Below are 24358 nucleotides of genomic sequence, written 5' to 3'. Positions count from 1 at the left end.
TTCCGCTCTGATGAGGTACAAAGTTGAATCATGAAACTCTTGTGGTGCGGGCATCTTGCCCGCACAATACGAACCACTCCAGGCACAGAGGACACAGAGGTGAAGAGAAAGGAGACTGTTAGATTTTATTTAGCAATGTTATTTTTATAACTATTAGCTTTTCGTTCCTTTACTAAACATCCGATAGTACAACCAGGTGCTAAATTCTTTGAGGGGAAATAGTATATAGGTCAAGGGGTTGACTGTGACGATAATATTTCTAAAATCTCGTTTGGCGAAAAATAAAATTCCCTTTGCTACTTGGGACGCTGACATGATACCATAGGGGTTTAATTGACTTTTGAATGGTCCGCAAATTAATTTGCGAATTACACAATTTTGATCTAATCTTTTGAGGGTGACAATATCCCCTAATGCTCTTTTACTCAGTTCATACAAAGGGCTGAAGGCTGGAGAAACTTCTGCTTCTGATGTATTTACCCAAATTTCTTTGGTGGCTTTGTCTTGGGGTCCTCTGACGGTTGCAGAAAAAATATCTATCAATTCTAAGGCGGAAAATGTGTTAATTTGATAGGAGTTATAAATGGCAGTAGAATCTCTATTTCCATAGACATTTACCCCATGATTGATAATGAGAATATCAACTTTTTCTAAACTTTCTTGTAGTTGTGCTTCATTACCCAATTCCCATTTGATAACTTTAACACGCGGTTGAATTGTAATTTTTTCTGGGTTGGTTGTTAATGCCACCACTTTGGCGTTATGCTTTAATAATTCTTCTACTAGTGCTTGTCCTAATGCACCAGAAGCACCTGTTAAAGCTACGGTTTTACCTTTGAGAGAAAGCCCTGTTCCCAGAATTTTATCTACTAGGGGAAAAACACCACTATAGTAAGCATTAACATCATCAAAATGATGTCGCCAATGATAGCTTCTATTTACCCACCAAACGGAGGGAATTGCGTCTAATGGTCCGGGTAAATGATTGTAGTCTGTATCTATTGTTCCCTGGAAATATCGCAGGGATGCACCGTATAAAAAAGTAACAGCATAAGCGACTCCTAACCATAACCCCCATTGATGGGCTACTAAGGCAATTATTGTTAAGATGATTACTAGTATTACCGATTCGACGATATCGTGATACAATTGGGAGTCTACGTAGGCTTTTTGAGAAATTAAAGTTAAATCCCGTTTATATACAGCATGATGTTTATTATGCCACTTCGCTAACCATGTGACTTGATGACACAAAGCATGATAAGCATCTCTGACAATTTCCGCGAGTAGGAGGGAGGAAAATCCCCAGGTTGTGAATTGGATACAGTTATTTACTAAAATCGAGTCAATAGTTAAGCTTTGAGCCAAAATCATCATTTTCCTAGTAGTAGCACTTTTTCTGAATTAAAGCAAGTTGTCTGATTGTGTGAGTTTTAAATATTGATCTGTCATTTCTGGTGTGAGAAATTCTATCATGACTCTATTTTCTACCCAAAATTCCATCACATCAAAGAAAGCACGACGACAACGGATAACTCTCCAACCTTCTCTATGACCAATTGCTTCTATTTGTTCTTGGGTAGAATCAACGGAAATGGCTGCATGAGTAGCTGTAAAATTGTTGGGGTGAGAAGTTTCTTGAAACTGACAACTTTGTTCTCCTTCACCAGGTTGGATGACAATTTTTAATGGATAAACTTCAATTCCTGTTCCGTATTTGTCGGGGGATAGCATCATGTAACTACCTGAATGAGGAGCGAAGGGAAGGACGTTTCCGTTCATGATTTCGGCGAGAACTGCGGCTGTATGTTGGGGATTTTCAGCAGCAATAGAAAAATGGTGAATCATAAATTCATGCAATTATTGTGTGTTTTTTCTAATCTATTCTAGCAGAATCAATGCTTCTAGCGATCGCTAATTTGCTCAATTAATCGCTGTTCTAGTAAATCCAATAATCCATCTACATCTTTTCCTATTTCATGAAAACAGGCTTCTGGTGATGATTTGGGTGCGAATTGAATTAGTTTAATTTCTCCTTTACCAATTCCAATCATGACTACTTCTGTTTCGGGTTTATTATTATCAATAATTCCCAAAATTTCTTGGAGACGATTTTCAACTCGCTCATTCAACTTTTCTATTTCGGATTGGGGACAATAGACAAAATGGGGAGTGGGTTGGAAATCAATACCGATAGTTCCCTGACTATTGCCATTTTCTAACCACAACCCCCAAAAAAGTGCAGCTAGTTCTGGCTGATTGTTTTTGACAAATTTATCTAATTGTCTGCGCCATTTATTGTCTTCTGTTTCTGGTTGGGGAATACTAAACATGATCGTTAATTGGTAATTTTATTTGGTTATTAGGTACTTGTTATGCTAAACCGAGAAGTTGAGAGAAGGGAACAGGGAACAGGGAACAGGGAAAAAAATTAATTTTCTAGTTTTTTAATAAGACTAATAATCATTCTGCCTTCTTCTTTTAATAAATTAAGAATCATTTCTACATCCTTTTCTGAACATAATCCTACTCGGTGATATAAAATTAGATGAGTTTCTAATTCATTAACTGACCCTTGGGCTATGCTTAAAAATCTTATATATTCTCCTCTATATCTTCGTCCATATCCTTCAGATATATTAGCGGGAATAGATACAGCACTTCTTCTAACTTGTTGAACCATACCATATAACTCATCCTTGGGAAAAAGTTTAGTAAGGAAATAGCATCTTTGAGCAATATCCATCCCTTTTTGCCAAATTATCAAGTCTTTAAAGTCATTAATATCTGACATTCCTTCTGTTCCCTGTTCCCAGTTAAGAGTTCCCTCCAGTTTATCATACTAACTCCGGTAGAGTCTTTTATGATAATTTTCTCTATTTTAACCCAGATTGCACCAGCCAGAGACTGGTGTAAATGCCATTTTTTTCTAACAGTTGTTCATGAGTTCCTGCTTCTACTAATTTACCATGTTCCATGACATAAATACAATCAGCATTGCGAATTGTTGAAAGACGATGAGCTATAGCTATAGTAGTTCTATTGACCGTAATTCGTTCTAGGGAACGTTGAATTGCGGCCTCAGTTTCATTGTCTACTGCTGAAGTAGCTTCATCTAAAATCAGAATTGGTGGATCTTTTAATACTGCGCGAGCGATCGCAATTCGTTGTCTTTGTCCTCCAGATAATTTTTGTCCTCTTTCCCCTACTATTGTCTCATAACCTTGGGGTAAATTCATAATAAAATCATGAGCTTCTGCTATTTTCGCGGCCATGATGATCTCTTCATTAGTAGCAGTGAAAGTACCATAGCCAATATTTTCTCCCACTGTACCATGAAATAGAAAGACATCTTGACTGACTAAACCAATAGCGCGGCGTAAATCTCGTAAATTTAACTGTTGTAAATCAATTCCATCCAGAGTGATTTTACCATTTTGTACTTCATAAAAACGCAGTAATAACTTAACTAAAGTGCTTTTACCTGAACCTGTTGAACCGACAATAGCAATTGTATTTCCTGCTGGAATTTCTAAAGATAAGTTTTTGATAACTGGGTTTCTATTCTGATAAGCAAAGCTGACATTTTTAAATTCTAAAGCTCCCCGAATCATATCTATAGGTAAATCAATATTTCCTCCAGGAATTGTCATAGGAGTATCTAATAAATCCATGACTCGGTTAGTAGAAGCCATAGCTCTTTGATATAAATCAAAAGTATCTCCTAATCTGGTTAATGGCCATAATAAAAGCTGTACTAAAAACACCAAAGAACTATAAGCACCGACAGCCAATCTTCCGGCTACTGTTTCCATACCGCCGAATAATAGCAATATTGTAAAAGCTATTAAAATGAACATCCGAATGATGGGAATATAAACCGCAGATAAGGCGATCGCTACTGCATTACTGTGACGATAAGCATTACTTTCTAATTCTACACGAGCAGATTCATAATCTTCGGCTGTAAAACTTTTAATGGTAGTAATTCCGCTCAAATTATTAGACAATCTGCTATTTAATAAACCTACTTTTTCCCGAACATCAGCATAACGAGGAGCGAGAAATTTCTGAAAAACTATCGAACCACCGAGAATAAAAGGCATGGGTAAAATTGCCATCCCAGCCACACTAGGAGCTAAAATAAAAAATGCACCACCAACGATGATAATAGTTGTAGTGACTTGAATAATATCATTTGCACCCACATCTAAAAACCGCTCTAATTGGTTAATATCATCACTGAGGATAGACATTAAACCCCCCGTACTACGTTCTTCAAAATAAGCTAATTCTAATTCTTGTAGGTGTTTATATGCGGACAATCTTAAATTATGTTGAATATTCTGCCCCAAATTGCGCCATAATAATTTATAGGCATATTCAAACAATGATTCCAACACCCAAGTAATCACCGTCAACAAGGATAAAATCAGGAATTGCCCATAAATATCCTTGACACCTAACCCAGCAATGATAGAATTATCTTGCTTGACTACCACATCCACCGCAATCCCAATTAATACAGGTGGCGCTAAATCAAAAAATTTATTCAGGATAGAAGCGCCAATGGCCAGCCGAACTTGTTTAGTATACTTATGTCCATACTTAAATAAACGCTGGAGAGGATGTACAGAATTTGTACGCCTTTGTGATAAGCGGGGAGATTTTAATAGTATATTCACATTAATTGCTAATTATTAATTGCTAATTACTTACAATTAATATTACCATATAATCAAGTTAATCGGCTATGAAAATTGAAATAATAGATACAGTTATCTTTCTTCAGGAATAAATTGGCATCTATCGTCATCGAACCTTGACGATTATTGTTAACTTCTAATTTGGCAAACTCCAGTTTTAGCAATTATATTAGAAAAATATTATCGCCAAAATTATTCTCAAGCAAAACCAGAGCGTTAATCAACGGTATAATGACATTACCTAGAAACAAGATGTGCTAATTTTATCGGCAATTATTAGCTTTTTTAGAGCGGAATATGTCATATCAATCTTGATTTTGTTCAGAAATGCTAGTAATGTGATCAAATCTCACTCCCAAAACCTAAACCAGACGTAAAACTAGACAAATCATATTATGTCTACTCCCAATTATCAGCAACTCTCACTGCCAGAAGCCAGGAAAATACTCAACAAATTCAACTGTCTGGATATCGCCCCCATTCTGAAACCGTCGGAGAAAATTCCCACCCGGGAGGCATTAATTTTTGTCACCAGTCTGACTGATTATCAAATTTTAGGTATTTGTGCTGATACAGCCGAAGAGGGAATTTTAGCCATGAAAACCTATTCTCGTGCCTTGGGTTATCAACCACCAACTGATTTACCGCAACCAGAAGGACCAGTTTACATCAAATTAAATGGCAAAAATGGCTTGTGTTATCTCGATTCCTATTTTGGTCATCATCGGGGAGTGCTAGTATCTTGTCAGTCCTATCAAGAGGGAGGAGTTAACGAAATGTATGGACATTTACCCCTCGATTTATTTGTCTAGAATTTCGTTTATAATCGTCTTTAGGGTGGGCATTGCCCACCTCATTCTTAATCACTAGTTACCAGATAATATGAGCATTGTTACATTACAGTCAGTTAAAAAAGATTTTGGAATTAAAGAACTCTTAAAAGATGCTAATTTTAGTCTTGATACTAATGACAAAGTTGGTTTAATTGGTACTAATGGTTCTGGTAAATCAACTTTATTAAAAATGATCGCCGGCTTAGAATCAATTGATAGCGGTCAAATTTTAGTTAATTCCGGTGCGAAAATTGTTTACTTACCCCAACAGCCAGATATAGACGAAAATCACACAGTTTTAGAACAGGTATTTGCTGACAGTGGTGAACAAATGCACCTAGTTAAAGAGTACGAAGAATTGTCTGATAAATTGGCACATTATCCCGATGATAGTCAATTAATGTCTCGTCTTTCCAGTGTAATGCAGCGCATGGATGCCACAGGTGCATGGGAAGTAGAAACCAACGCTAAAATCATTTTAACAAAACTAGGAATTGCTGATTTTGATGTGAAAGTTGGGACATTATCAGGAGGATATCGTAAGCGCATTGCTTTAGCCGCAGCCCTAATATCAGAACCTGATTTATTATTAATGGATGAACCGACAAACCATCTTGATGCCCTGTCTGTAGAATGGTTACAAAGTTATTTAAATCGCTATCGTGGCGCACTTTTATTAATTACCCATGATCGTTATTTTCTAGATAGAGTTACTAATAAAATTATCGAAATTGATCGCGGTGATATTTACACTTATACTGGTAATTATTCCTATTATCTAGAAAAAAAGGCCTTAGCTGAAGAGTCCGCTATTAGCACTCAACGGAAACATCAAGGAATTTTACGACGAGAATTAGAATGGTTGAAAAAAGGACCAAAAGCTAGAAGTACAAAGCAAAAAGCCAGAATTGAACGCGCTCATGCTTTGCGAGATACTGAGTTTAAACAACTTAATGGTAAGGTTGATATTTCTACCATTGGTCGTCGTATTGGTAAGAAAGTTATTGACCTCAAAAATGTTAGTAAAGCCTACAATGGTAGAACCTTAATTAAGGATTTTACCTATGAATTTAGTCCAGAAGATAGAATTGGTATTATTGGTGGAAATGGTGCAGGAAAATCTACCTTAATGGACATTATTACCGCCAGAGTTCAACCAGATTCTGGTATTGTAGAAATTGGGACTACAATTCATATTGGTTATTTTAACCAACATTCAGAAGAATTGTTAACGGCTGTGAATGAAGATCAGCGAGTAATTGATTATATTAAAGAAGAAGGAGAATTTATTGAAATATCCGACGGAACTAAAATCACTGCTTCCCAAATGTTAGAGAGATTTTTGTTTCCAGGAAATCAACAATATGCACCCATTCATAAACTTTCTGGCGGCGAAAAACGTCGTTTATTTCTATTGCGTATTCTTATTAGTGCGCCCAATGTCTTGATTTTAGATGAACCGACTAATGATTTAGATGTCCAAACATTAGCAGTATTAGAAGATTATCTGGAAGATTTTAATGGTTGTGTAATTGTAGTTTCCCATGATCGTTACTTTTTAGATCGGACAGTAGATACAATTTTCGCTTTGGAAGCAGGGGGAAGTTTACGTCAATATCCAGGGAATTATTCTATTTATTTAGATTATAAAAAAGCTGAGGAAGCTCAACCACAGGAAACACCAAAGGCTGTCATTGTCGAAAAGGTGACATCTCCAGTTATAGAGACCAAAAAACGCCGCAGGTTATCTAATTGGGAAAGACGGGAATTTGCAGAATTAGAAGGAAAAATTGCCAAATTAGAAGCTGATAAAACAGCATTAGAAAAGAAATTAACAACTATGGCGGGGAATTATAGCGAAGTGCAAAAACTTTATGAACAGGTGGAAACCCTCAAGAAAAATATTGATGTAGCCACGGAACGTTGGTTAGAATTAGCGGAAATGGAGTCTTAGAGGTTGTTTATCTCCTTTTATCTCGTTCCCATGCTCTGTATGGGAATGAAATCAAGAAGGCTCTGCCTTCCATATATGATATAATTTCGTGATTAAACACTGAATTTTCACCATTAAAATAATGTTTGAACTCTATGAAAATCAAGAAAATAGAATATTTCACGGTGATGCTGTCAGCATTATATCAAATCATATTCCCTCAGAATCAATTGATTTAATTTTTGTTGATCCTCCATATAATATAGGTAAAAAATTTGCTAATTTTCATGACAAATGGGATTCAGAAGAAGAATATATAAATTGGTCATATCAGTGGCTTGATGAATGTATCCGCACCCTAAAACCAAATGGCACAATCTATGTAATGACAAGTACACAAGCTATGCCTTATTTTGACATTTACTTGAGAAAAAAATTAACTATTCTCAGTCGTATAATCTGGCATTACGATAGTTCTGGAGTTCAAGCTACAAAATATTTTGGTTCAATGTATGAACCTATTCTTCATTGTGTAAAAAATAAAAATAATTATATTTTTAATGCAGACCACATCAAAATTGCAGCGAAAACTGGCGCAGAACGTAAATTAATTGATTACAGAAAATCAGTACCAACTCCCTATAATACAGAAAAAGTGCCTGGTAATGCTTGGTATTTTCCTCGGGTGAGATATCGCATGGAAGAGTATGAAAATCATCCTTCACAAAAACCGGAGTCATTGTTAGAAAGAATTATTTTAGCCAGTAGTCATGAAGGTAGCTTAATACTTGATCCTTTTGCGGGAACTTTTACCACTGCTGCTGTAGCTAAACGCTTAGGGAGACAATCTATTAGTATTGAATCTCAAGCAGAATATTTAAAAATTGGGTTAAGACGAGTTTTGGGAATGCAAGAATATCAGGGAGAAAAACTTTTATCGCCAGAAAAAAGCTATAATATTAAGAATAAAAAGGGTAAAAAACTAGATTTGGATTTAGATGTTAAACAGGGGAGTATTTTTGATGCAAATACTACAGCATGATTTTACACAAACAATAATTGCTATTCTAAATAAATATTTTCCTGGATATGGAGATATTATTTTAAATAATAGTCAATTATTACAGTACATAAATATTAAAACTAAGGCTGCAAATCGTGGTTCTAAATCAAGAGCCAGCTTTGCTAACCATTATGCTATCTATGTTTTGGTTGAAGATTATCTAAACAATGAATTTCATATTAATAGTAGATACGAAGATTATCAAGGCTCGCAATACATGGCATTGTTAACGAGACAAAGAGAGCTACCTTTTGGTAGCAAACTTCAAAATCATGCTCTTAACCATCGTTTAAATGAAGAATTTAAACGATATTTTCGTACATCACCTTATTTACCAATAATAAGAGATTCAGCAATAAATAGATATTGGATTAATGAAAATCTTTTGAAAATCCAAATTGATGATCAACTTATGAATATTGCTCAGTCTATTAAAGATATCATTGATGCTTATATTCAAGCGAGAATGAATTCGTTTAATGAATTTATGGTTTATTGTCAAGAAATGCTCGCAATTCAAGAACAATCACCAGAAACAGCTATTGAATTTATCAAAAGTTTATTAAAACCAAATATAGATGCAAGAATATTTGAAATTGTTAGTTATGCAATTTTAAAACAGTATTATGCTGAACAGGTAATATATTGGGGTTGGTCGCAAGATGAATTAAATCTTGAGCATTTAATTTTGTATAAAACTGGACGTACAAATGCGAATGATGGTGGTATAGATTTTGTGATGAAACCTCTGGGTCGTTTTTTTCAAGTAACAGAAACTATAGATGCAGGAAAATATTTTTTAGACATTGATAAAGTGCAACGATATCCAGTGACTTTTGTGATCAAAACGGAACAAAAACCTGAATATTTATTAAATAAAATTGAAGAGCAAGCAAAAGTAAGATATAAAATCAAGGCTATTGTTAGCAGATATATGAAATGTATAGAAGAAGTGATCAATATTCCCGAACTAATGCTTCGATTTAATCAAGTTTTGGAATTTAAAAGAGGTATTCAAGTAATTGAAGAAATTGTTTTGCAAAATCGAATTGAGTTTAATATGGAAGATGAAATAGTGAATGATGAAGAATAAAACACCCCATTTTAATATTATTAAAAATTAATTATTCAAGATGGGGTTTTGTCTATTCTGCAATTAGTTAAATACTAATACTGTTGAGAATAAGTCTTGGTTGGAGATATTTGTAATTTACTAAACGTCTCTTATTATTCAATTCAATTTTTCTCTGTACCATATTCAATTCTTGCTGAAATTTATTCACAACTTGGTCAGCATTTGGATCTGTAAATTCTTCCTCTTCATAATATCCCAGTCTGTCATAACGATAGTCTGAAAGTATGTACACAGTTGATAATTGGGTACTTGTGGGCTTGGCAGGTGGTAGAAAATCTATGAGGGCTTGACGGTCTTTAATATCACCCTTTTGTTGAATTGGTTGATAAGCAGCTAGGGGCATATTAGGAATAAAACCCATGTATTCATATTGGGAGAAATTAACCGCCGAATGCTGCGGACCACAAATATATATGATAGTAGTAACAATCTCCACTAATTGTTCTAGGGTATCAATGCGATCGCTCATACCCTTAACTCTACCACCATCCTGAGCCACTAATTCCCGCGCCCAAGCTTGCAGTTCTGCGTCTGCTTTCAAGTCTGCTGAACTCTGATAATAAAGCTGCAAATAGTTAAATACAAACTTATTAATCGCATTCCATAACAAAATTCCATCATCCCGATAAGGATAATGTGGTAAGTTTTTGACATCATTCACACCGCGATTTTTGAGTTCTCTGGGTAGAGCAAACTGGTCTAGACTCCAACTTTTATAGGCATCTACCACAATTTGCAATGATTCTTGCAGAGTTCCTGCTAATAATTCATCCACAAAACCGCCCCTACTAACCAGACGCTTGCGAGCTAAATCATTATTAGCCAACATAAACCGGAAATGGGGTTTGAGTAATATTCTCAGAGGATGATTTTCAGCCAGTTGACGAGGAGTGACAACAGCAAAGGGTTCCATTACCAGGTGAGTCCGGCATAAATGGCTACTCATTTCATGATGATTAGCATCAGCAATTTGCACACAGGACTTAGCATAAAACCAGGTTAAAGGGTCGTCAAAAGGAGTTAGCAAGGGGCTGGCTTTACCTGCTTTGGGATTGATTTGAATGGCTACAGGGACTAATTGGCCTCGATCTTGAAAGCCTGAAGTGCGCCAACAGAAAAAAGCTAGAGGTGCTGGTAGGTACTTTTTTCCTTTGGCATAAGTGCCACCTTGAATGAACGCCAAGGATCTATAATCAGCGACATATAGATTTCCTGTGGCCAATCTTTCAATTAAATTAATAGAACTGCCAAACTTATCCTGTAATTCTTCAATGGTAAAGGCAAAGTTAGCTGGCATTTGCTTAATTTGACGTAAAACCATCGGATTTACTCCACAAAGCCGTTGTTCGGCGAAGGAATCATCGGTTTCATAGGTTTTCATCACATTAGGTTTTTGCAAAACTGGGAAAAAGTCCTCATAATCTTGCAATTCATCTAAAGGATCCCACATAGCATGAGTTTTAACAGCCATCATATTTAGAGGAAGTTCTGCTGCCTCTAATGTCCGTTCAGCAATATACTTAGTAGAAAAATTCTCTGCGGGAGGTACGCTTTTGATCATTGCCATAGGCGGCAAAAAATCATACATGAACTGATACTCTTTGCGGCCTTTCTCTAGAGAAGATTGGCGTTGTGAGGGGTTCGGGTCATTTTGAGGTAGAAATGGCTGCATGATATTTATTTATGATAGGGACTAGGATATTTGGTTTAAGTAAGAACGACGGGCTTTACCCACGCTAATAATAACATTGGTTAGCATTTCTAATGCTAAATCTTTCCCCGGACAAATGCGGCCCGCATGACGAGAACCAACGGAATTAAAACCCATGTGAAAAGGGCAAAGATTTTCTCTGTTTGCATTAAATTCATAAGCAGTTTTTCCCCAAAAATCTTCACTTAACATCCCCAAAAGCATAGGAATTAAAATTTTAGTTCCTTTCGGAAAGGTTCGCGCTTTACCCGCCAATGTCACCCTAAATGGTTCTGTAGCCACTCTGTGAGAGGCACTTACAGGCATAAACAGACGGGCGCATTCTAACAGAAAAAGTTGAATACTAGGACGATCATTAAGATCGAGCCTGTCCCAATAATTCTTAACATCAATTTTATCAGTTTGACGACCTTGGTAAGCAGGAAGGGATTGATAACCCATTGCTGTTTTTCCCAAGTGTAGCGGCCCTTGCAACCCGGCAATACTCATTAAAGACACCATCAGTTTTGCAAGTTCTCGCCGCGTCATTTTATGATATTTAGGATCGTTCTCTTGAAAATTAGCTAAGGCTGGAGAATTTTCGTAAATCGTCGCTACTTGCTCCACTAGTTTAGGAACTTGACGAAATCCCCATATATTTAACTTTTCTAAACTACTGCTGCCAGCAAAATAATATAATGTTCCCCTTTTGGTATAGTGTAAGGTTGTGATAATTCTGATTGTTGCTTCATCATCAGGATTAATGCCAAAAATAACGTAGTGAAGATACCGGACTAAAAAGCCCATCCAATCTCGTTGATCATTATTGAAAAATTCTTCTAAACTATTATTGGTAATTCTATCTACATAATCAGCCGCTAACTTATTGAACAAACGTTGTGCTACTTGATCATTTTGACGCATTACCATTTCTTCATTAAAGAAGTAATTATCAACACACTGACGGAAAGCATCATGATTTTCCCCACCGGCTGCTGGGTCTGAGAGAGTAATTAAAAGAACATTGCGACCTCCTTGATCAACTCCTGGACTATGACTAGAACTAAGCATGGAAGTTCCCAGTCTCCAGTCACGGGCTTGGGGTGAGGTTAGGGCGGTTTCTAGGGTTTTAAAGTCTCCTAATACTACTTCCCCCGCACAACAAAAGGCATCCCCCAGCACTTGCCTTTTTCTATCTAGGTAAGGTGGATCATTGGCAATTGTTCCCTCTATAAAACTGATTATAGGCAAAAAGGTACGGCTGACTGGGTTTTGAGGGTTCTGTATTGCCCAGGCTTGAAAGTTATTCAGGGTTTTGTGTAATAATGATGGCTGAAAATTGGTTTCTGGTCTGGTAGTTGGTCGCATAAAGGTTATTTTTTTTCTTCTGAGTATAAATAAATATATTCAATAATCGAGTTTTGATCAATATTTTTAATATTTTTTAATTTTTGATATTTATTTGTTCTATCACATCTTCATAAATATCTGCCATTGTCAAAGTTAAGTTAACTGAATCTAAATGTAATTTATCATCTTTTCCTAATACTTCCGTTGACCAATTTCCTTGATCATCTTGACGACAAACCTCCACTTTTATTTGATTTTGGTAAATTAGAACATATTCCTTTAAACTGTCTATAGTTTGATAATTGATGCGTTTTTCACGTTTGTCTATTGTTGCTGTGGAATTAGATAAAACTTCTATAATCAAATTAGGACGAGTTTTAAAGTACCTTTCCTTATCTTCAGGATCACAAGTAACAATAATATCAGGATAGTAGAATATATTAGCATTTCTGATTTTAACTTTTACTTTCATATCTGACACGAAAGCACGACAGGAACTCCCGCGCAAATGGGGACGTAATATAGCGATAATATTACCTTTTATCAAACTGTGATCTTCGCTTGCACCCGCCATTGCAAAAACTTGTCCGGCCACATATTCATGGCGAATATCGCTAGATTTTTCAGCGTCTAGGTATTGTTCAACACTAATAATACTTAATGGAGATTGCATAATTTTGATTTGATGGCTGAGAAATTAGGTATAATTCTATTATATTAGAAGTAAGTGAGCGGAAAAAAACCGACACAAGTAACGAAAAGTTAAAGTTGCCCAAAACCTGTTCCCTGTTCCCTGTTCCCTTGTCATAACGACAATTTTTAACGCCAACGTACTTATTAAAAAAACTTCCCATGAGCCAAACTGCGATAAATCTCGTTGCTATATCTGTTTTTCTGATGACTTTTTCTACTTTATTAGGACCGTTAATACATCTTTCTCCCACAATACCAGCTTTAGCTACAGTGACGTTTTTAGGAATTGCAACTTTAGATAATTTCAGCTTTCAAGGTAAGGGAGGAACGATATTTTTAGACTTCCTGGCACGATTTTCTCCAGAATATAAAGAACGCATTTTACATCATGAAGCAGGTCATTTTCTCGTGGCTCACTTGTTAGAAATCCCCATAACTGGCTATACTCTTAGTGCGTGGGAAGCTTGGAAACAAGGACAACCAGGACAAGGGGGGGTATCAATAGATGATAGGGAGTTAACAACGCAAATAGAAAAAGGTGAAATTAGTACCCAAATTTTAGAACGCTATTGTACAATTTTAATGGCGGGAATTGCTGCGGAAACTTTGATTTTTGATGCTCCTCAAGGTGGAAATGATGATAAAATTAAGTTAATGCAATTTTTACAGGTTCTTGGTTTTTCTGAGGATATTTATCAGCAAAAACAACGGTTTCATTTGCTGCAATCTAAAAATCTGATTCAGGAGAATTGGGAAAGTTATCAAGCTTTGGTGTCAGCAATGAAAAAAGGGGTTGATGTTCAAGAGTGTAAAAAGGTGATTCGTGAGAGTGCGACATAATAGAAATATAAATTATAGCTTGAGGACAGTGAAAAATGTATCAAACAGATCCGCCACTTTCCCCTAAAGAAACATTACCCACAATGTATGATCTACCGAGTGAAGATCCAGAGGAGAAAGGTTTGCCAGATCAATTCCATTTATTACAACCACAATTATTATCAGAAACATTTGCACCTGCTAATTATCATAGTCAGGAAATATTTACAGGTAGTGACATGAATCTGTATTATGATTCTCGTCATCCATTGTGGTATAAACGTCCTGATTGGTTTGCGGTTTTAGGTGTACCATATTTATATGGTGATCATGAAGATTTAAGATTAAGTTATGTAGTGTGGCAAGAAGCTGTTAATCCCTATATTATCGTTGAATTGCTATCACCAGGAACAGAAAAAGAAGATTTAGGTCAAACATTGCGAGATGTGGAAAAACCTCCTGTTAAATGGGAGATTTATGAGCAGATTTTAAGAGTACCTTATTACGCAATTTTTGATCGTTATCAATCTGAGTTTAGAATGTTTCAGTTAAATGGCGATCGCTATATTGAAGCAAATTTAACAAATTCCCGCTTCTGGATACCCAGTATAGAATTAGGTTTAGGAGTTTGGGAAGGAAGTTATAAAAACGTCAATATGCCTTGGTTGCGTTGGTATGATAAAAATGGTAATTGGGTATTAACTCCCGCAGATCAAGAAAAACAACGCGCAAATCAAGAAAAACAACGCGCAAATCAAGAAAAACAACGCGCAAATCAAGAAAAACAACGCGCAGACCAAGAAAGACAACGCGCAGACCAAGAAAGACAACGCGCAGATCAAGAAAGACAAAAAACAGAAAAATTAATTGCACAATTGCGTGCTTTAGGTGTTGAACCAGAGATAGATTAAAGATTCAGATCCCCGACTTCTACCAAGAAATCATAATTTATTGATAGGATTAAATAAAAAATTCGGGGATCTTAGACATCATAATTTTTATTGTCCTCTCCCTGGGTTACAGTCTGCAAAACCCAAAGCTTCTGTATCCAAAAAACTAGCGATTCTCTCTTACGGTTTAAGGGTTGACATTGCTCAAAGGGAGTGAATGCGATCACATCTAATATTACTTTAGCCTGGTTTTTTAGATCAGATTCTTTTGCCGACATGAAAACAAGAAGGTGTATTCACAAGAATTATCCCATAAATTATCGGGAAAATTGTCATATATATATTTGTGGTAAAATTTGGGACAGTAAATTAACCAGGTTTTAGGGTTTGATATGTCCAGTTCCCAAGCGCCATACCGTGGAGCAGTACAAGCTCAAGGAGATGATATAACAAAGAGAGGAGGCTACACCCGTTCTTGGGCAGAAGAAAAACCTGTTACTGATGAAGAGGGATTATCATTTCTTGCTAAGATTGAAGGAGAATGTAGTAACTCTGAAAAGTTAGAACGAAAACAGGCCTTTGCCAAAGCTAGACGTTTCATTAAAAATGCTAGTCAACAAGGTGGTGTCAGACCTGAATCCCAACCTCACTCATTTCAAGATCCTAAGCGTACAATTAGCAACGCCCGTGTTGACATTGAAATTCGCAGCGGAATCACTTTTATTCCTACACAACAAGCAGAATGACGACTACTCTCACTAAAGTACAGCAATTTTTAGACTCTGGCGATAGCGACGGAGTGAGAGAAGAAGTTGCCAAAATATCTGTTAATCTAACAAAATTAGATACAAGTGTGAGAGATTTTGCTACCTTGCTTGCACTAGGATCGCAAGAAGTTTTGGAAATATGTTTAGGAGTATTGGGACGCGAACTTATTAAAAGAGATTCAGCAAAAGTCAGCAATGATGTAATTTGGTTACTTCTCGCCTCAATATTATCTCGACATAATATAACTTCTGATAGTTCATCAAGAGTTAGTATTGTTAGCCTTATATCTTGTGTTAAAGATTGGGAATTACCTATTTTTGCTTTATTAAGTCCTGCACTAGATTCTTTTTTGAAGGTGAGTCTTTCTGAAGAAAATCCTCTTATTTCTGAACAGACTTTAGATTTTATATCTACTTGGGGAGAAAATTATGCAAAAGCTCCTCGCACAAGAAAGCAACTTAAAGAATTTAAATCTCTGACTCAATCAGTATTAGATAAAGTAGATGATTTAGATATCAAAGATGAGTGGTCTGAAGGAGTAGAGACATTTTTAAGAATAGCAGGGCAAAAGCAATACAATCAATACTCAGATCAACGTATTTGGTCAGATGCTAGTAATTTGCTCAAAAAAATATATAGTCCTGAAATCTTAAATTCTGAGCAAGGCGCAAATTATTATCAAGTCAAAGACAATATACATAGACTAATTACTTCATGTCTTGCAGCTTTGGGAACAGTTTTTAGTAATGATAGTTTATCAATTGCAGTGCGTATTGATAATCCTGAAGAAAACAAGCCTTGGTCAATTCTTGCCAATGCAGTTGATAAGTTAGAAAGATTATTTCAAGAAATTGCAGACATTGGGAAAATAAATAAACTTCCCACTTTCACACCAGCACAAGCAATCCCAGGATCATGGACAATAATCCTCCATCTTGATATAAGTGATCATCAATCAAATTTACTTGCAAATGCAATCAAATTTCTTTCTTCAGTAGAAGATGTAAAAAATGGCTTTACTGATTTTGGGCATGATTTATATTTGTTGTATCTGTTGGCGATCTCTAAACTATTGAATGATCAATACTTTCGATTATTAAGTGTTTATTTTCATGCCTTGATTCAGCAACACCTAAAAAATGAAATTAAGTCATTTATAATTAATAGCTGGCAAGATTGTGTAGCAGAACTTAAAAAAAATGAACTTAGAGTAAATTTAGCTGTTTCTACCAATAGTCCAGAATTGTATTTTGTTAACTCTATCTCTACAGAAGATATTCCCAAAGTGGAAGAATCTGTGCAGCAGAATATTAGAGTTCTTTCTCGTGACATTCCCCAAGCTGATAACCTTGAACGAGTTCTAGATTTTGCATATTTATTAACTCAATATCCATCATCTCCATCAATACTCAGACAGAAGTTTTTGGAAATAGATGCACTGCACGAAAGACAATATTGGTACTATCTAAAAGCAGTAGAAATTCTTGGTTTGGCAAATGAACGACAAGAACCAACAGCTAGTTGTTATATACTGCATCGGTTACAAAACGAAGCCAAAAAGAGATTTCTTGCTTACCAATTTATATCATCAAAGGTTGGATCAGCATGGTTTAATTGGCAAAATGCAAATGATCTTTCAGATATTCAACCTGAGAGTGCGACTCAATTCTTGTTAGAAGTATGTCCAAAACTTTCAGAAACAACAGTTAAACGACGCGCTAAGACACTAAAATCTTGGTTGAATATATTTCTTCAACACTGGTAACGGGAGGAGTAGAATTATAAGAAACATCTATTTTGTAAAATTTATTCAATTTTTGTGAGGTTAATAAAGCATATTTCATCTTTGCTGTCATAAGTTATAAATAGTAATGATGCTTTTTGCAGATTTTCCCAATTTAATTAAATTTGATTTCTTAAACACTCATGTCTTCAACTCTCCAGTATCTTAGCGGTAACGATATTCGTCAATTATTCCTTGATTTCTACACGCAACGAGGACACCAACCGCTTCCAAGTGCTTCCCTTGTTCCTGAAGATCCTACTGTGCTGCTGACTATAGCAGGTATGTTACCATTTAAGCCGATTTTTCTGGGACAACGGACAGCGGAATTTAAACGCGCTACAACTTCCCAAAAGTGCATTCGTACCAATGATATCGAAAATGTGGGACGCACTAAACGCCATCATACATTTTTTGAGATGTTGGGGAATTTTAGCTTTGGTGATTATTTTAAAGCACAAGCGATCGCCTGGGGGTGGGAATTATCTACTCAAGTGTTTGGGATTTCCCCTAAAAATCTCGTTGTCAGCGTGTTTGAAGAAGACGACGAAGCTTTTGCCATTTGGCGCGATACTATTGGTGTAACGGAAAAACGCATCAAGCGCATGGGTGCTGATGATAATTTCTGGGTATCGGGTATTACTGGTCCCTGTGGTCCTTGTTCGGAAATTTATTATGATTTTCACCCGGAATTAGGTGATGATCATATTAATTTAGAAGATGATGGGCGTTTTATCGAGTTTTATAACTTGGTATTTATGCAATATAATCGGGATGCTTCGGGAAATTTAACGCCGTTACAAAATCAAAATATTGATACGGGAATGGGTTTGGAAAGAATGGCGCAAATTCTCCAAAAAGTTCCTAATAATTATGAAACAGATTTGATTTTCCCAATTATCGAAACTGCGGCGAAAATTGCCAAAATTGATTATCACAAAAGTGATGAAAATACGAAAGTTTCTTTAAAGGTAATTGGTGATCATGTGCGTGCTGTGGTTCACATGATTGCTGATGAAATTCGCGCTTCTAATGTTGGTAGGGGTTATGTTTTACGGCGTTTAATTCGTCGGGTAGTCAGACATGGCCGATTAATAGGAATTGCTGGGGAATTTATTAACCAAGTTGCAGAAACCGCAATTTCTATTTCGGAATCAATTTACCCCAATTTGCGACAAAGAGAAGCTGCTATTAAAGCCGAATTACAAAGAGAAGAAGTTAACTTTTTGAAAACTCTTGATAGAGGAGAAAAGCTATTAGCTGAAATTATCCAAGATATCAAACAAAAAGGACAAACTTCTATTAGTGGGGAAAGTGCTTTTACTCTCTATGATACCTACGGATTCCCCTTAGAATTAACCCAAGAAATCGCAGCCGAAAATAACCTCACTGTTGATGTTGATGGTTTTAATGCAGAAATGCAAAAACAGGTAGAACGGGCAAAAGCAGCACACGAAACTATTGATTTAACTGTACAAGGTTCTTTGGATAAACTAGCAGAACATATTCACTCTACAAAATTCATTGGTTATACCCAATTAACAACTACTGCAAAAATCGAAGTTTTGTTAGTTGCTGGTGTTTCCCAAGAAGCAGCAGAAGCAGGAACAGAAGTACAAATTGTTCTTGATAAAACTCCTTTTTACGCTGAATCTGGGGGACAAATTGGGGATAAAGGATATATTAGTGGTGATGGTGTTTTAGTCAGAATTGAAGATGTGAAAAAAGAATCTGATTTCTTTATTCATTTTGGATACATTGAACGTGGTACAATTAGAATTGGTGACAATATTACCGCCCAAATTGATCGCGGTTGTCGTCGTCGCGCTCAAGCTAATCATACAGCAACTCATTTATTACAAGCTGCTTTAAAGAAAGTTGTTGATGAAGGAATTTCTCAAGCTGGTTCTTTGGTTTCTTTTGATAGATTGCGGTTTGATTTTAACTGTCCCCGCGCTTTAACCGGTGAGGAAGTTATCCAAATTGAAGAATTAGTAAATAGTTGGATTTCTGAAGCCCATGGTGCTACAATCGAGGAGATGCCCATAGCAGAAGCAAAAGCGAAAGGTGCAGTGGCCATGTTTGGGGAAAAGTACGGTGATCAAGTGCGCGTGATTGATTTCCCCGGTGTTTCCATGGAATTATGTGGGGGAACTCATGTTAATAATACGGCGGAAATTGGCGTTTTTAAAATCATTTCTGAAGCCGGAGTTGCGTCTGGGGTGAGAAGAATAGAAGCGGTTTCTGGTGCTGCGGTATTGGATTATTTGAATGTGCGTGATATGGTAACAAAAGATTTGTGCGATCGTTTTAAGGTCAAACCCGAAGAAATACCCGACAGAATCACCACTTTACAAACCGAACTTCGCAACAATGAAAAAGAAATTCAAAGCCTGAAATCACAAATAGCAATTGTTAAATCTGACAGCTTATTACAAACTGCGGAAATGATCGGAGAACATAAAATTATTGTTGCTCAAATGGCAGATATTGACCCAGAATCATTAAAAGCTGCTGCGGAAAGATTGCTGCAAAAAATCGGTAATGGTGCTGTGGTTTTAGGTTCTATTCCCGAAGCCGGGAAAGTGAGTATTGTTGCAGCATTTAGTTCTGAAGTGAATAAAAAAGGAATCCAAGCGGGAAAATTTGTGGGAACGATAGCGAAAATTTGTGGAGGTGGTGGTGGTGGAAAACCCAATCTCGCGCAAGCTGGGGGACGTGACGCGAGTAAGTTACCGGAGGCTTTAGAAACTGCAAAAAATGATTTGTTAGCATCTCTAACCTAACATATTGTGGGGTAGGCATCTTGTCTGCCCTGTATTTTGCTATACTGTTTTTAACACCTTTTCAAGTGCATCAACGCAACATCCTGACTAATATTTTATGACTATTGACGCTTTTGTTGATAATGGACATACCCCAGGTAGAGAATTTTCTGAGCAATTTCTGTTAAGTCCTGAATTTACTGTTGAAACCCTCAAACCTATTCTATCAGGTTCAAGTCGCCTGAAAAAGGCTGAATTAGCAGCCGAGATAGCCAACGCACTTGACAAAGGTAAGGTTACTCCAGAAACAATATTACTGGAATATGTGAAACAGCGAAAAACATGGTTGAGTTTGAAACAGGGTACTCATGTTCTTACACCAAATCTAAAACCTGCTGCATTTTTGTTAAAAGAGTTTGGGGAAGATGGTTGGTACGGACCAATTCAGGAAGCAAATCAACCCCACAAAAAATGGTATATCCGAACTCATAAAATTGATGATTCAGGTAAACGACCAGATAAACGTGATATTCGTTGGTCTGTTATTGCAGAAGTAGCAAAAGATTATGTAGCTTTATTTTGGGATGGATTTAGTTTGAGTTCAACAACTAGTGAACGCATAGAAGCTATTCAATTTCCATTTTGGCATCATATTCCTGGATTTTTTGATGAATTAGCTAATCATTGTCAAGCAAACTGGAAATTTCCTAATCTTCATAAACTTGTTCTGCATGATATGTGGGATAAATATCTTAATAAATCAATAGATGGTATTGCTTATAAATGGAAACACTTACGCATTAGAGCAGAAGCATCAGGACTGGCTATAAATGCTCGCAGTGCTGGAGTTCCAGAGATTGATGTCAGAGGATTACAAGCTTTGTCAGAAAAACTAGCTGAGTCGGTTTTACAGAAACTGGGTTTGGTAGGTGATTCTGGTAAAATGAGTGATGCTGAAGATGCAATTGTGTTAACCTTGATCAAAGAGTGGGGTACTAAATCTTATGAGTTTTCACTAGGCAGGGAATTAACTGCGATTGAAATGGAGACAGACGAGCCAAAAAAAGTTAAAATAGAGTCTGTAATCAAAGCACACTGCTATTTTGGAGAAAAATCTGACAAAACGCAAGATTCTCTTCAGCACATAAAGTGCTATGGTGGTAGTACCTCTGTTCTTGAGTTTCTACTAAAAGAACTTGAACTTCAAGGCTAAAGTTATGACTAGCTTCATCCACAAGGGTAATTTGGACTTCTTATCTGAAAAACAAAAGGCTGAACTGAGTAAGCATTTTATGTCGGCATCAACCAATAATATGATGCCGCACCAACTTGCTGTGCTGTTGGGTATAAAATACTCTGATGCTCTTGCAGTCTTAACGATACTTGAAGAAGAAGGACTCTGTGAAATGAAACTGCTTATATATCATAATTGTGATCCAGATGTACCCGCTGATGCGATTCCATTTGGTCAAGGCTTTCCTAACTTGCCATGGTTTTGCCCGCATTGTGAAAAGAGTGTACATGATTATAATGAGTTATCTTATGATTTCATGGCACATTTTGTGAAACAACGTGAATTTGTGGAATCAAGTCATGCCTAGTTCAGATGATGAGATTGTTGAAGATGCTATTAAGGCATGGGAACGCGTAAAAAATAGCTCTAGCGGTATTAGATCAAATAAATTGGCTTCTTATTTGTATAAAGCAGATGATAAACTTTGTGAATATTTAGATAAATTTAAGATATTTACAGAATTAAAGAAACCTACACTCAAACAAAGACAACAAGCTGGAAAACTGTTGGAGCAAGTTGTACTTTTAGTTTTTAATGGACTGCAAGGAGTTCAACGAACTAAAAGTTTTCAATCAGCAGGACCTCAATATGATTTATTAATCAGTGGTAATGATCATGCTTGGAAAATGGTGTGTGAAACTTTATATCTAGATTGGAATAAGAGAAATATAGTAATTGAAGCTAAAGCTACAAAAGCTACTTTACCACATAAACAATTTGCTCGATTATGTAGCATTATGGAACATCATTTGAGAGATGCAGGTCTTGGAATTTTTGTTACATTAAACGGAGCAACAGGCTTTCCTAAACGAAATAGTAAAGAAAGGCAAAAAAAAGTAAGTGATTGTAGACTCCTGCAAATAATTTTTCATGCTAGAACAAATAAAATAATTATTGTTTTAGACAAGGAAGATTTATTTGAATTATCAAGAAATGGAACTTTAATTGAACTATTAATTAGAAAAATAAGCGATTTATCTGAGTTAAGTGGTCTTCCTACTGCTTCCGTCGAAAATTGGCAAGAAGATGTAGATTTACCACCTCATTTAAAAATTCTTTTATGAATCTAATAATTGAAAATAAATTACATTTTCACATTTTATAAATTCTGCCATGCTGCATCTTCCTCTGGTTTCAACCAATCTTTTGCTAGTGAAGATTCACTCATAATCGTAATTTCTAGCATCTTATTTTGTTGGTGCTTGGTTTGTAAAAACTGGACAAAATCTAAGATTTCCTGTAACACAGGTTCAGCTAATTTTTCTAATTCTTGTGTTATTTGTTCTTTAATTGTCATTAAAATGTTACCCTTTACTAATTGTCAACAGATATGATATCAGCTTCCGCAGTAATTGTATTTATATTGTCACTGCTATTTTACCAACTTCTGTAGAAGGTTCAGGTATAGGTTTTCCATCTTCTTTCAATACTTCCAAATACAATTCTATAGCTTCTTTAATTAGTTCTTCTGTTTCTTGTAGAGTATCACCACAAGCAACACATCCGGGTAAATCTGGAACATAAGCAGAATAATTACTACCTGCCCATTCATAGACTACTGCATAATTTTTCATTGTTTATCCTCCAGTTGTGCTTGGGAAAAAATACTCCTTCGAGTTCCTTCCGCTAAGTCTTTACTAAGTTTACCCGCTACTACCACAATACCCGATTTAATCTGATGTTTGAGGATACGATGACTACCTCCGATCTATATACCAACCATCTTCTTCTAGGATTTTGAGAACTTCTTTGACTTTCATTGTTTACTATCATAGCGTGATTAGTAATTTGATAAATTAATGGTAAAAATACCTCCTTAACAAGTATAATATATTTAATCTACAGAATAGACAATGTTATTTATTAAGTTAGTTTAAGGAGTTGTATGATTTCTAGTCAAGTAGAAATGGAAGATAGAGAACTTATAGAAATGGAAGATATAGAACTTATAAAGCTTTATAAGAAAGGTGAAAGAGATTTTAGTTATCATATATTCTATAACGGAAATATTGAATTTAATAATATGTTTAATAGGTGGTTTTCCAACTTTAGCAATGAAAATCTAACAAAAATCATCTTAAATAATTCAAAATTACATCGTGCAAATCTTAGTGGTACAAATCTTAGTGGTGCAACCCTAAATTGTGCAAACCTTAGTAGTGCAATTTTAATTTATGCAGACCTTAGTGGTGCTAATCTTTCTGGTTCTGATTTAACTAAAGCTAATCTTTCTGGTGCAAAGTTACATCATGGAAGAAAAGTCTATTACCCTTTCTTTGTTAGTACAAGTTTAAAAGACGCAATCTTAACAGAAGCAAATTTAGAAAATGCAAATTTAAGAGAAGCAGATTTGAGAGATGCAAAGTTAATAGGTGCAAATCTGAGAGGTACAAATCTTAAAGGTATAAGGTTAGAAAATACAGATTTCTCAGGTGCTGATTTAACAAATGCTTGTTTAGATCATACTTGTTTAAAAGGTATGATTATTGATAATAATACGAAAATAAATCAAAAATATAATTTAATTTGGGAAATTACTAATAAAGAATTAGAAAATAGAAATCTCTCTGGACAGGATTTAAGTAGAGCTAACTTATTAGGAACAACCTTAACAGGAGCAGATTTAACAGATGCAA

General features: G+C 35.8%; 24 protein-coding genes. 13 read left to right on the top strand and 11 right to left on the bottom strand.

Annotation, left to right across the window (positions count from 1 at the left end):
* Positions 1 to 153: 153 nt before the first annotated feature.
* The 5 genes from ACIR131C_RS0118780 to ACIR131C_RS0118760 all read right to left on the bottom strand — a co-directional run bounded on the left by ACIR131C_RS0118780 (position 154) and on the right by ACIR131C_RS0118760 (position 4685).
* Positions 154 to 1374 carry a bifunctional sterol desaturase/short chain dehydrogenase gene (locus tag ACIR131C_RS0118780; protein ID WP_028091433.1) on the bottom strand — a complete coding sequence of 407 codons (1221 nt, stop codon included), beginning with the start codon at positions 1372 to 1374 and terminating at the stop codon, positions 154 to 156.
* 30 nt (positions 1375 to 1404) lie between these two features.
* Positions 1405 to 1848, bottom strand: coding sequence for a hypothetical protein (locus ACIR131C_RS0118775; protein WP_028091432.1), 444 nt, complete (start codon positions 1846 to 1848; stop codon positions 1405 to 1407).
* A gap of 56 nt (positions 1849 to 1904) precedes the next feature.
* On the bottom strand, positions 1905 to 2333 hold the full coding sequence (gene ccmS / locus ACIR131C_RS0118770) for a beta-carboxysome assembly chaperone CcmS (protein ID WP_035372464.1): 429 nt from the start codon (positions 2331 to 2333) through the stop codon (positions 1905 to 1907).
* Positions 2334 to 2431: 98 nt separating this feature from the next.
* Positions 2432 to 2794 (bottom strand): four helix bundle protein, encoded by a 363-nt coding sequence (locus tag ACIR131C_RS0118765; RefSeq protein ID WP_028083458.1) that lies wholly within the window; start codon positions 2792 to 2794, stop codon positions 2432 to 2434.
* Positions 2795 to 2876: 82 nt separating this feature from the next.
* Entirely contained in the window at positions 2877 to 4685 is a 1809-nt protein-coding gene (locus ACIR131C_RS0118760; protein ID WP_028091430.1) for an ABC transporter ATP-binding protein, read from the bottom strand.
* Between the two features lie 416 nt (positions 4686 to 5101).
* Between ACIR131C_RS0118760 and ACIR131C_RS0118755 the strand changes: the two genes are divergently transcribed.
* From ACIR131C_RS0118755 to ACIR131C_RS0118740, 4 genes are all read left to right on the top strand, one after another.
* Positions 5102 to 5518 carry a DUF1824 family protein gene (locus tag ACIR131C_RS0118755; RefSeq protein ID WP_028091429.1) on the top strand — a complete coding sequence of 139 codons (417 nt, stop codon included), beginning with the start codon at positions 5102 to 5104 and terminating at the stop codon, positions 5516 to 5518.
* Positions 5519 to 5588: 70 nt separating this feature from the next.
* Positions 5589 to 7493, top strand: coding sequence for an ABC-F family ATP-binding cassette domain-containing protein (locus ACIR131C_RS0118750; RefSeq protein ID WP_028091428.1), 1905 nt, complete (start codon positions 5589 to 5591; stop codon positions 7491 to 7493).
* Positions 7494 to 7614: 121 nt separating this feature from the next.
* On the top strand, positions 7615 to 8514 hold the full coding sequence (yhdJ, locus tag ACIR131C_RS0118745) for an adenine-specific DNA-methyltransferase (protein WP_028091427.1): 900 nt from the start codon (positions 7615 to 7617) through the stop codon (positions 8512 to 8514).
* Positions 8495 to 9628, top strand: a complete 1134-nt coding sequence (locus ACIR131C_RS0118740) for a hypothetical protein (protein WP_028091426.1) — start codon at positions 8495 to 8497, stop codon at positions 9626 to 9628. Before yhdJ ends, ACIR131C_RS0118740 begins: the two co-directional genes overlap by 20 nt.
* 67 nt (positions 9629 to 9695) lie before the next feature.
* Here the strand turns inward: ACIR131C_RS0118740 and ACIR131C_RS0118735 are convergent, their stop codons facing one another.
* The 3 genes from ACIR131C_RS0118735 to ACIR131C_RS0118725 form a co-directional block, all read right to left on the bottom strand.
* Complete coding sequence (locus ACIR131C_RS0118735) at positions 9696 to 11342, bottom strand: lipoxygenase family protein (protein ID WP_028091425.1); 1647 nt, start codon at positions 11340 to 11342, stop codon at positions 9696 to 9698.
* Positions 11343 to 11363: 21 nt separating this feature from the next.
* Complete coding sequence (locus ACIR131C_RS0118730; RefSeq protein ID WP_028091424.1) at positions 11364 to 12728, bottom strand: cytochrome P450 family protein; 1365 nt, start codon at positions 12726 to 12728, stop codon at positions 11364 to 11366.
* Between the two features lie 76 nt (positions 12729 to 12804).
* On the bottom strand, positions 12805 to 13383 hold the full coding sequence (locus tag ACIR131C_RS0118725) for a Uma2 family endonuclease (protein WP_028091423.1): 579 nt from the start codon (positions 13381 to 13383) through the stop codon (positions 12805 to 12807).
* 179 nt (positions 13384 to 13562) lie between these two features.
* Here ACIR131C_RS0118725 and ACIR131C_RS0118720 point away from each other — a divergent pair, with 179 nt between their 5' ends.
* The 8 genes from ACIR131C_RS0118720 to ACIR131C_RS0118680 all read left to right on the top strand — a co-directional run bounded on the left by ACIR131C_RS0118720 (position 13563) and on the right by ACIR131C_RS0118680 (position 22786).
* Positions 13563 to 14243, top strand: coding sequence for a hypothetical protein (locus tag ACIR131C_RS0118720; RefSeq protein WP_028083464.1), 681 nt, complete (start codon positions 13563 to 13565; stop codon positions 14241 to 14243).
* A 35-nt stretch (positions 14244 to 14278) separates the two neighbouring features.
* A complete protein-coding gene (locus ACIR131C_RS0118715) occupies positions 14279 to 15133 on the top strand; it encodes a Uma2 family endonuclease (RefSeq protein ID WP_028083465.1) in 855 nt (284 codons plus the stop codon).
* Between the two features lie 371 nt (positions 15134 to 15504).
* Positions 15505 to 15858 carry a hypothetical protein gene (locus ACIR131C_RS0118705; protein ID WP_028091421.1) on the top strand — a complete coding sequence of 118 codons (354 nt, stop codon included), beginning with the start codon at positions 15505 to 15507 and terminating at the stop codon, positions 15856 to 15858.
* Between the two features lie 53 nt (positions 15859 to 15911).
* Positions 15912 to 17645 carry a hypothetical protein gene (locus tag ACIR131C_RS0118700; RefSeq protein ID WP_231395499.1) on the top strand — a complete coding sequence of 578 codons (1734 nt, stop codon included), beginning with the start codon at positions 15912 to 15914 and terminating at the stop codon, positions 17643 to 17645.
* A 161-nt stretch (positions 17646 to 17806) separates the two neighbouring features.
* Positions 17807 to 20449 (top strand): alanine--tRNA ligase, encoded by a 2643-nt coding sequence (gene alaS / locus ACIR131C_RS0118695; RefSeq protein WP_028091419.1) that lies wholly within the window; start codon positions 17807 to 17809, stop codon positions 20447 to 20449.
* 97 nt (positions 20450 to 20546) lie between these two features.
* The gene (locus ACIR131C_RS0118690) at positions 20547 to 21641 is read left to right on the top strand and encodes a hypothetical protein (protein WP_028091418.1); all 1095 of its coding nucleotides are present in this window, start codon (positions 20547 to 20549) and stop codon (positions 21639 to 21641) included.
* A gap of 4 nt (positions 21642 to 21645) precedes the next feature.
* On the top strand, positions 21646 to 22029 hold the full coding sequence (locus tag ACIR131C_RS0118685) for a hypothetical protein (RefSeq protein WP_028091417.1): 384 nt from the start codon (positions 21646 to 21648) through the stop codon (positions 22027 to 22029).
* A complete protein-coding gene (locus ACIR131C_RS0118680; protein ID WP_028091416.1) occupies positions 22022 to 22786 on the top strand; it encodes a hypothetical protein in 765 nt (254 codons plus the stop codon). The genes ACIR131C_RS0118685 and ACIR131C_RS0118680 overlap by 8 nt, the downstream gene beginning before the upstream one ends.
* A 35-nt stretch (positions 22787 to 22821) precedes the next feature.
* Here the strand turns inward: ACIR131C_RS0118680 and ACIR131C_RS0118675 are convergent, their stop codons facing one another.
* The 3 genes from ACIR131C_RS0118675 to ACIR131C_RS26925 form a co-directional block, all read right to left on the bottom strand.
* Positions 22822 to 23019, bottom strand: a complete 198-nt coding sequence (locus ACIR131C_RS0118675; RefSeq protein WP_028091415.1) for a DUF2281 domain-containing protein — start codon at positions 23017 to 23019, stop codon at positions 22822 to 22824.
* Positions 23020 to 23080: 61 nt separating this feature from the next.
* Entirely contained in the window at positions 23081 to 23296 is a 216-nt protein-coding gene (locus ACIR131C_RS0118670; protein WP_028091414.1) for a type II toxin-antitoxin system HicB family antitoxin, read from the bottom strand.
* Entirely contained in the window at positions 23293 to 23382 is a 90-nt protein-coding gene (locus tag ACIR131C_RS26925; RefSeq protein ID WP_231395498.1) for a type II toxin-antitoxin system HicA family toxin, read from the bottom strand. The genes ACIR131C_RS0118670 and ACIR131C_RS26925 overlap by 4 nt, the downstream gene beginning before the upstream one ends.
* A gap of 225 nt (positions 23383 to 23607) precedes the next feature.
* On the opposite strand from ACIR131C_RS26925, the gene ACIR131C_RS23340 reads away from it, so the two are divergent.
* A partial coding sequence (locus ACIR131C_RS23340) for a pentapeptide repeat-containing protein (RefSeq protein WP_051347626.1) occupies positions 23608 to 24358 on the top strand: 751 nt, incomplete at its 3' end.

Origin of the sequence: Dolichospermum circinale AWQC131C, assembly GCF_000426905.1 — a bacterium.
GTDB lineage: Bacteria > Cyanobacteriota > Cyanobacteriia > Cyanobacteriales > Nostocaceae > Dolichospermum > Dolichospermum circinale.
This window is presented reverse-complemented; position numbering and strand designations above follow the sequence as displayed.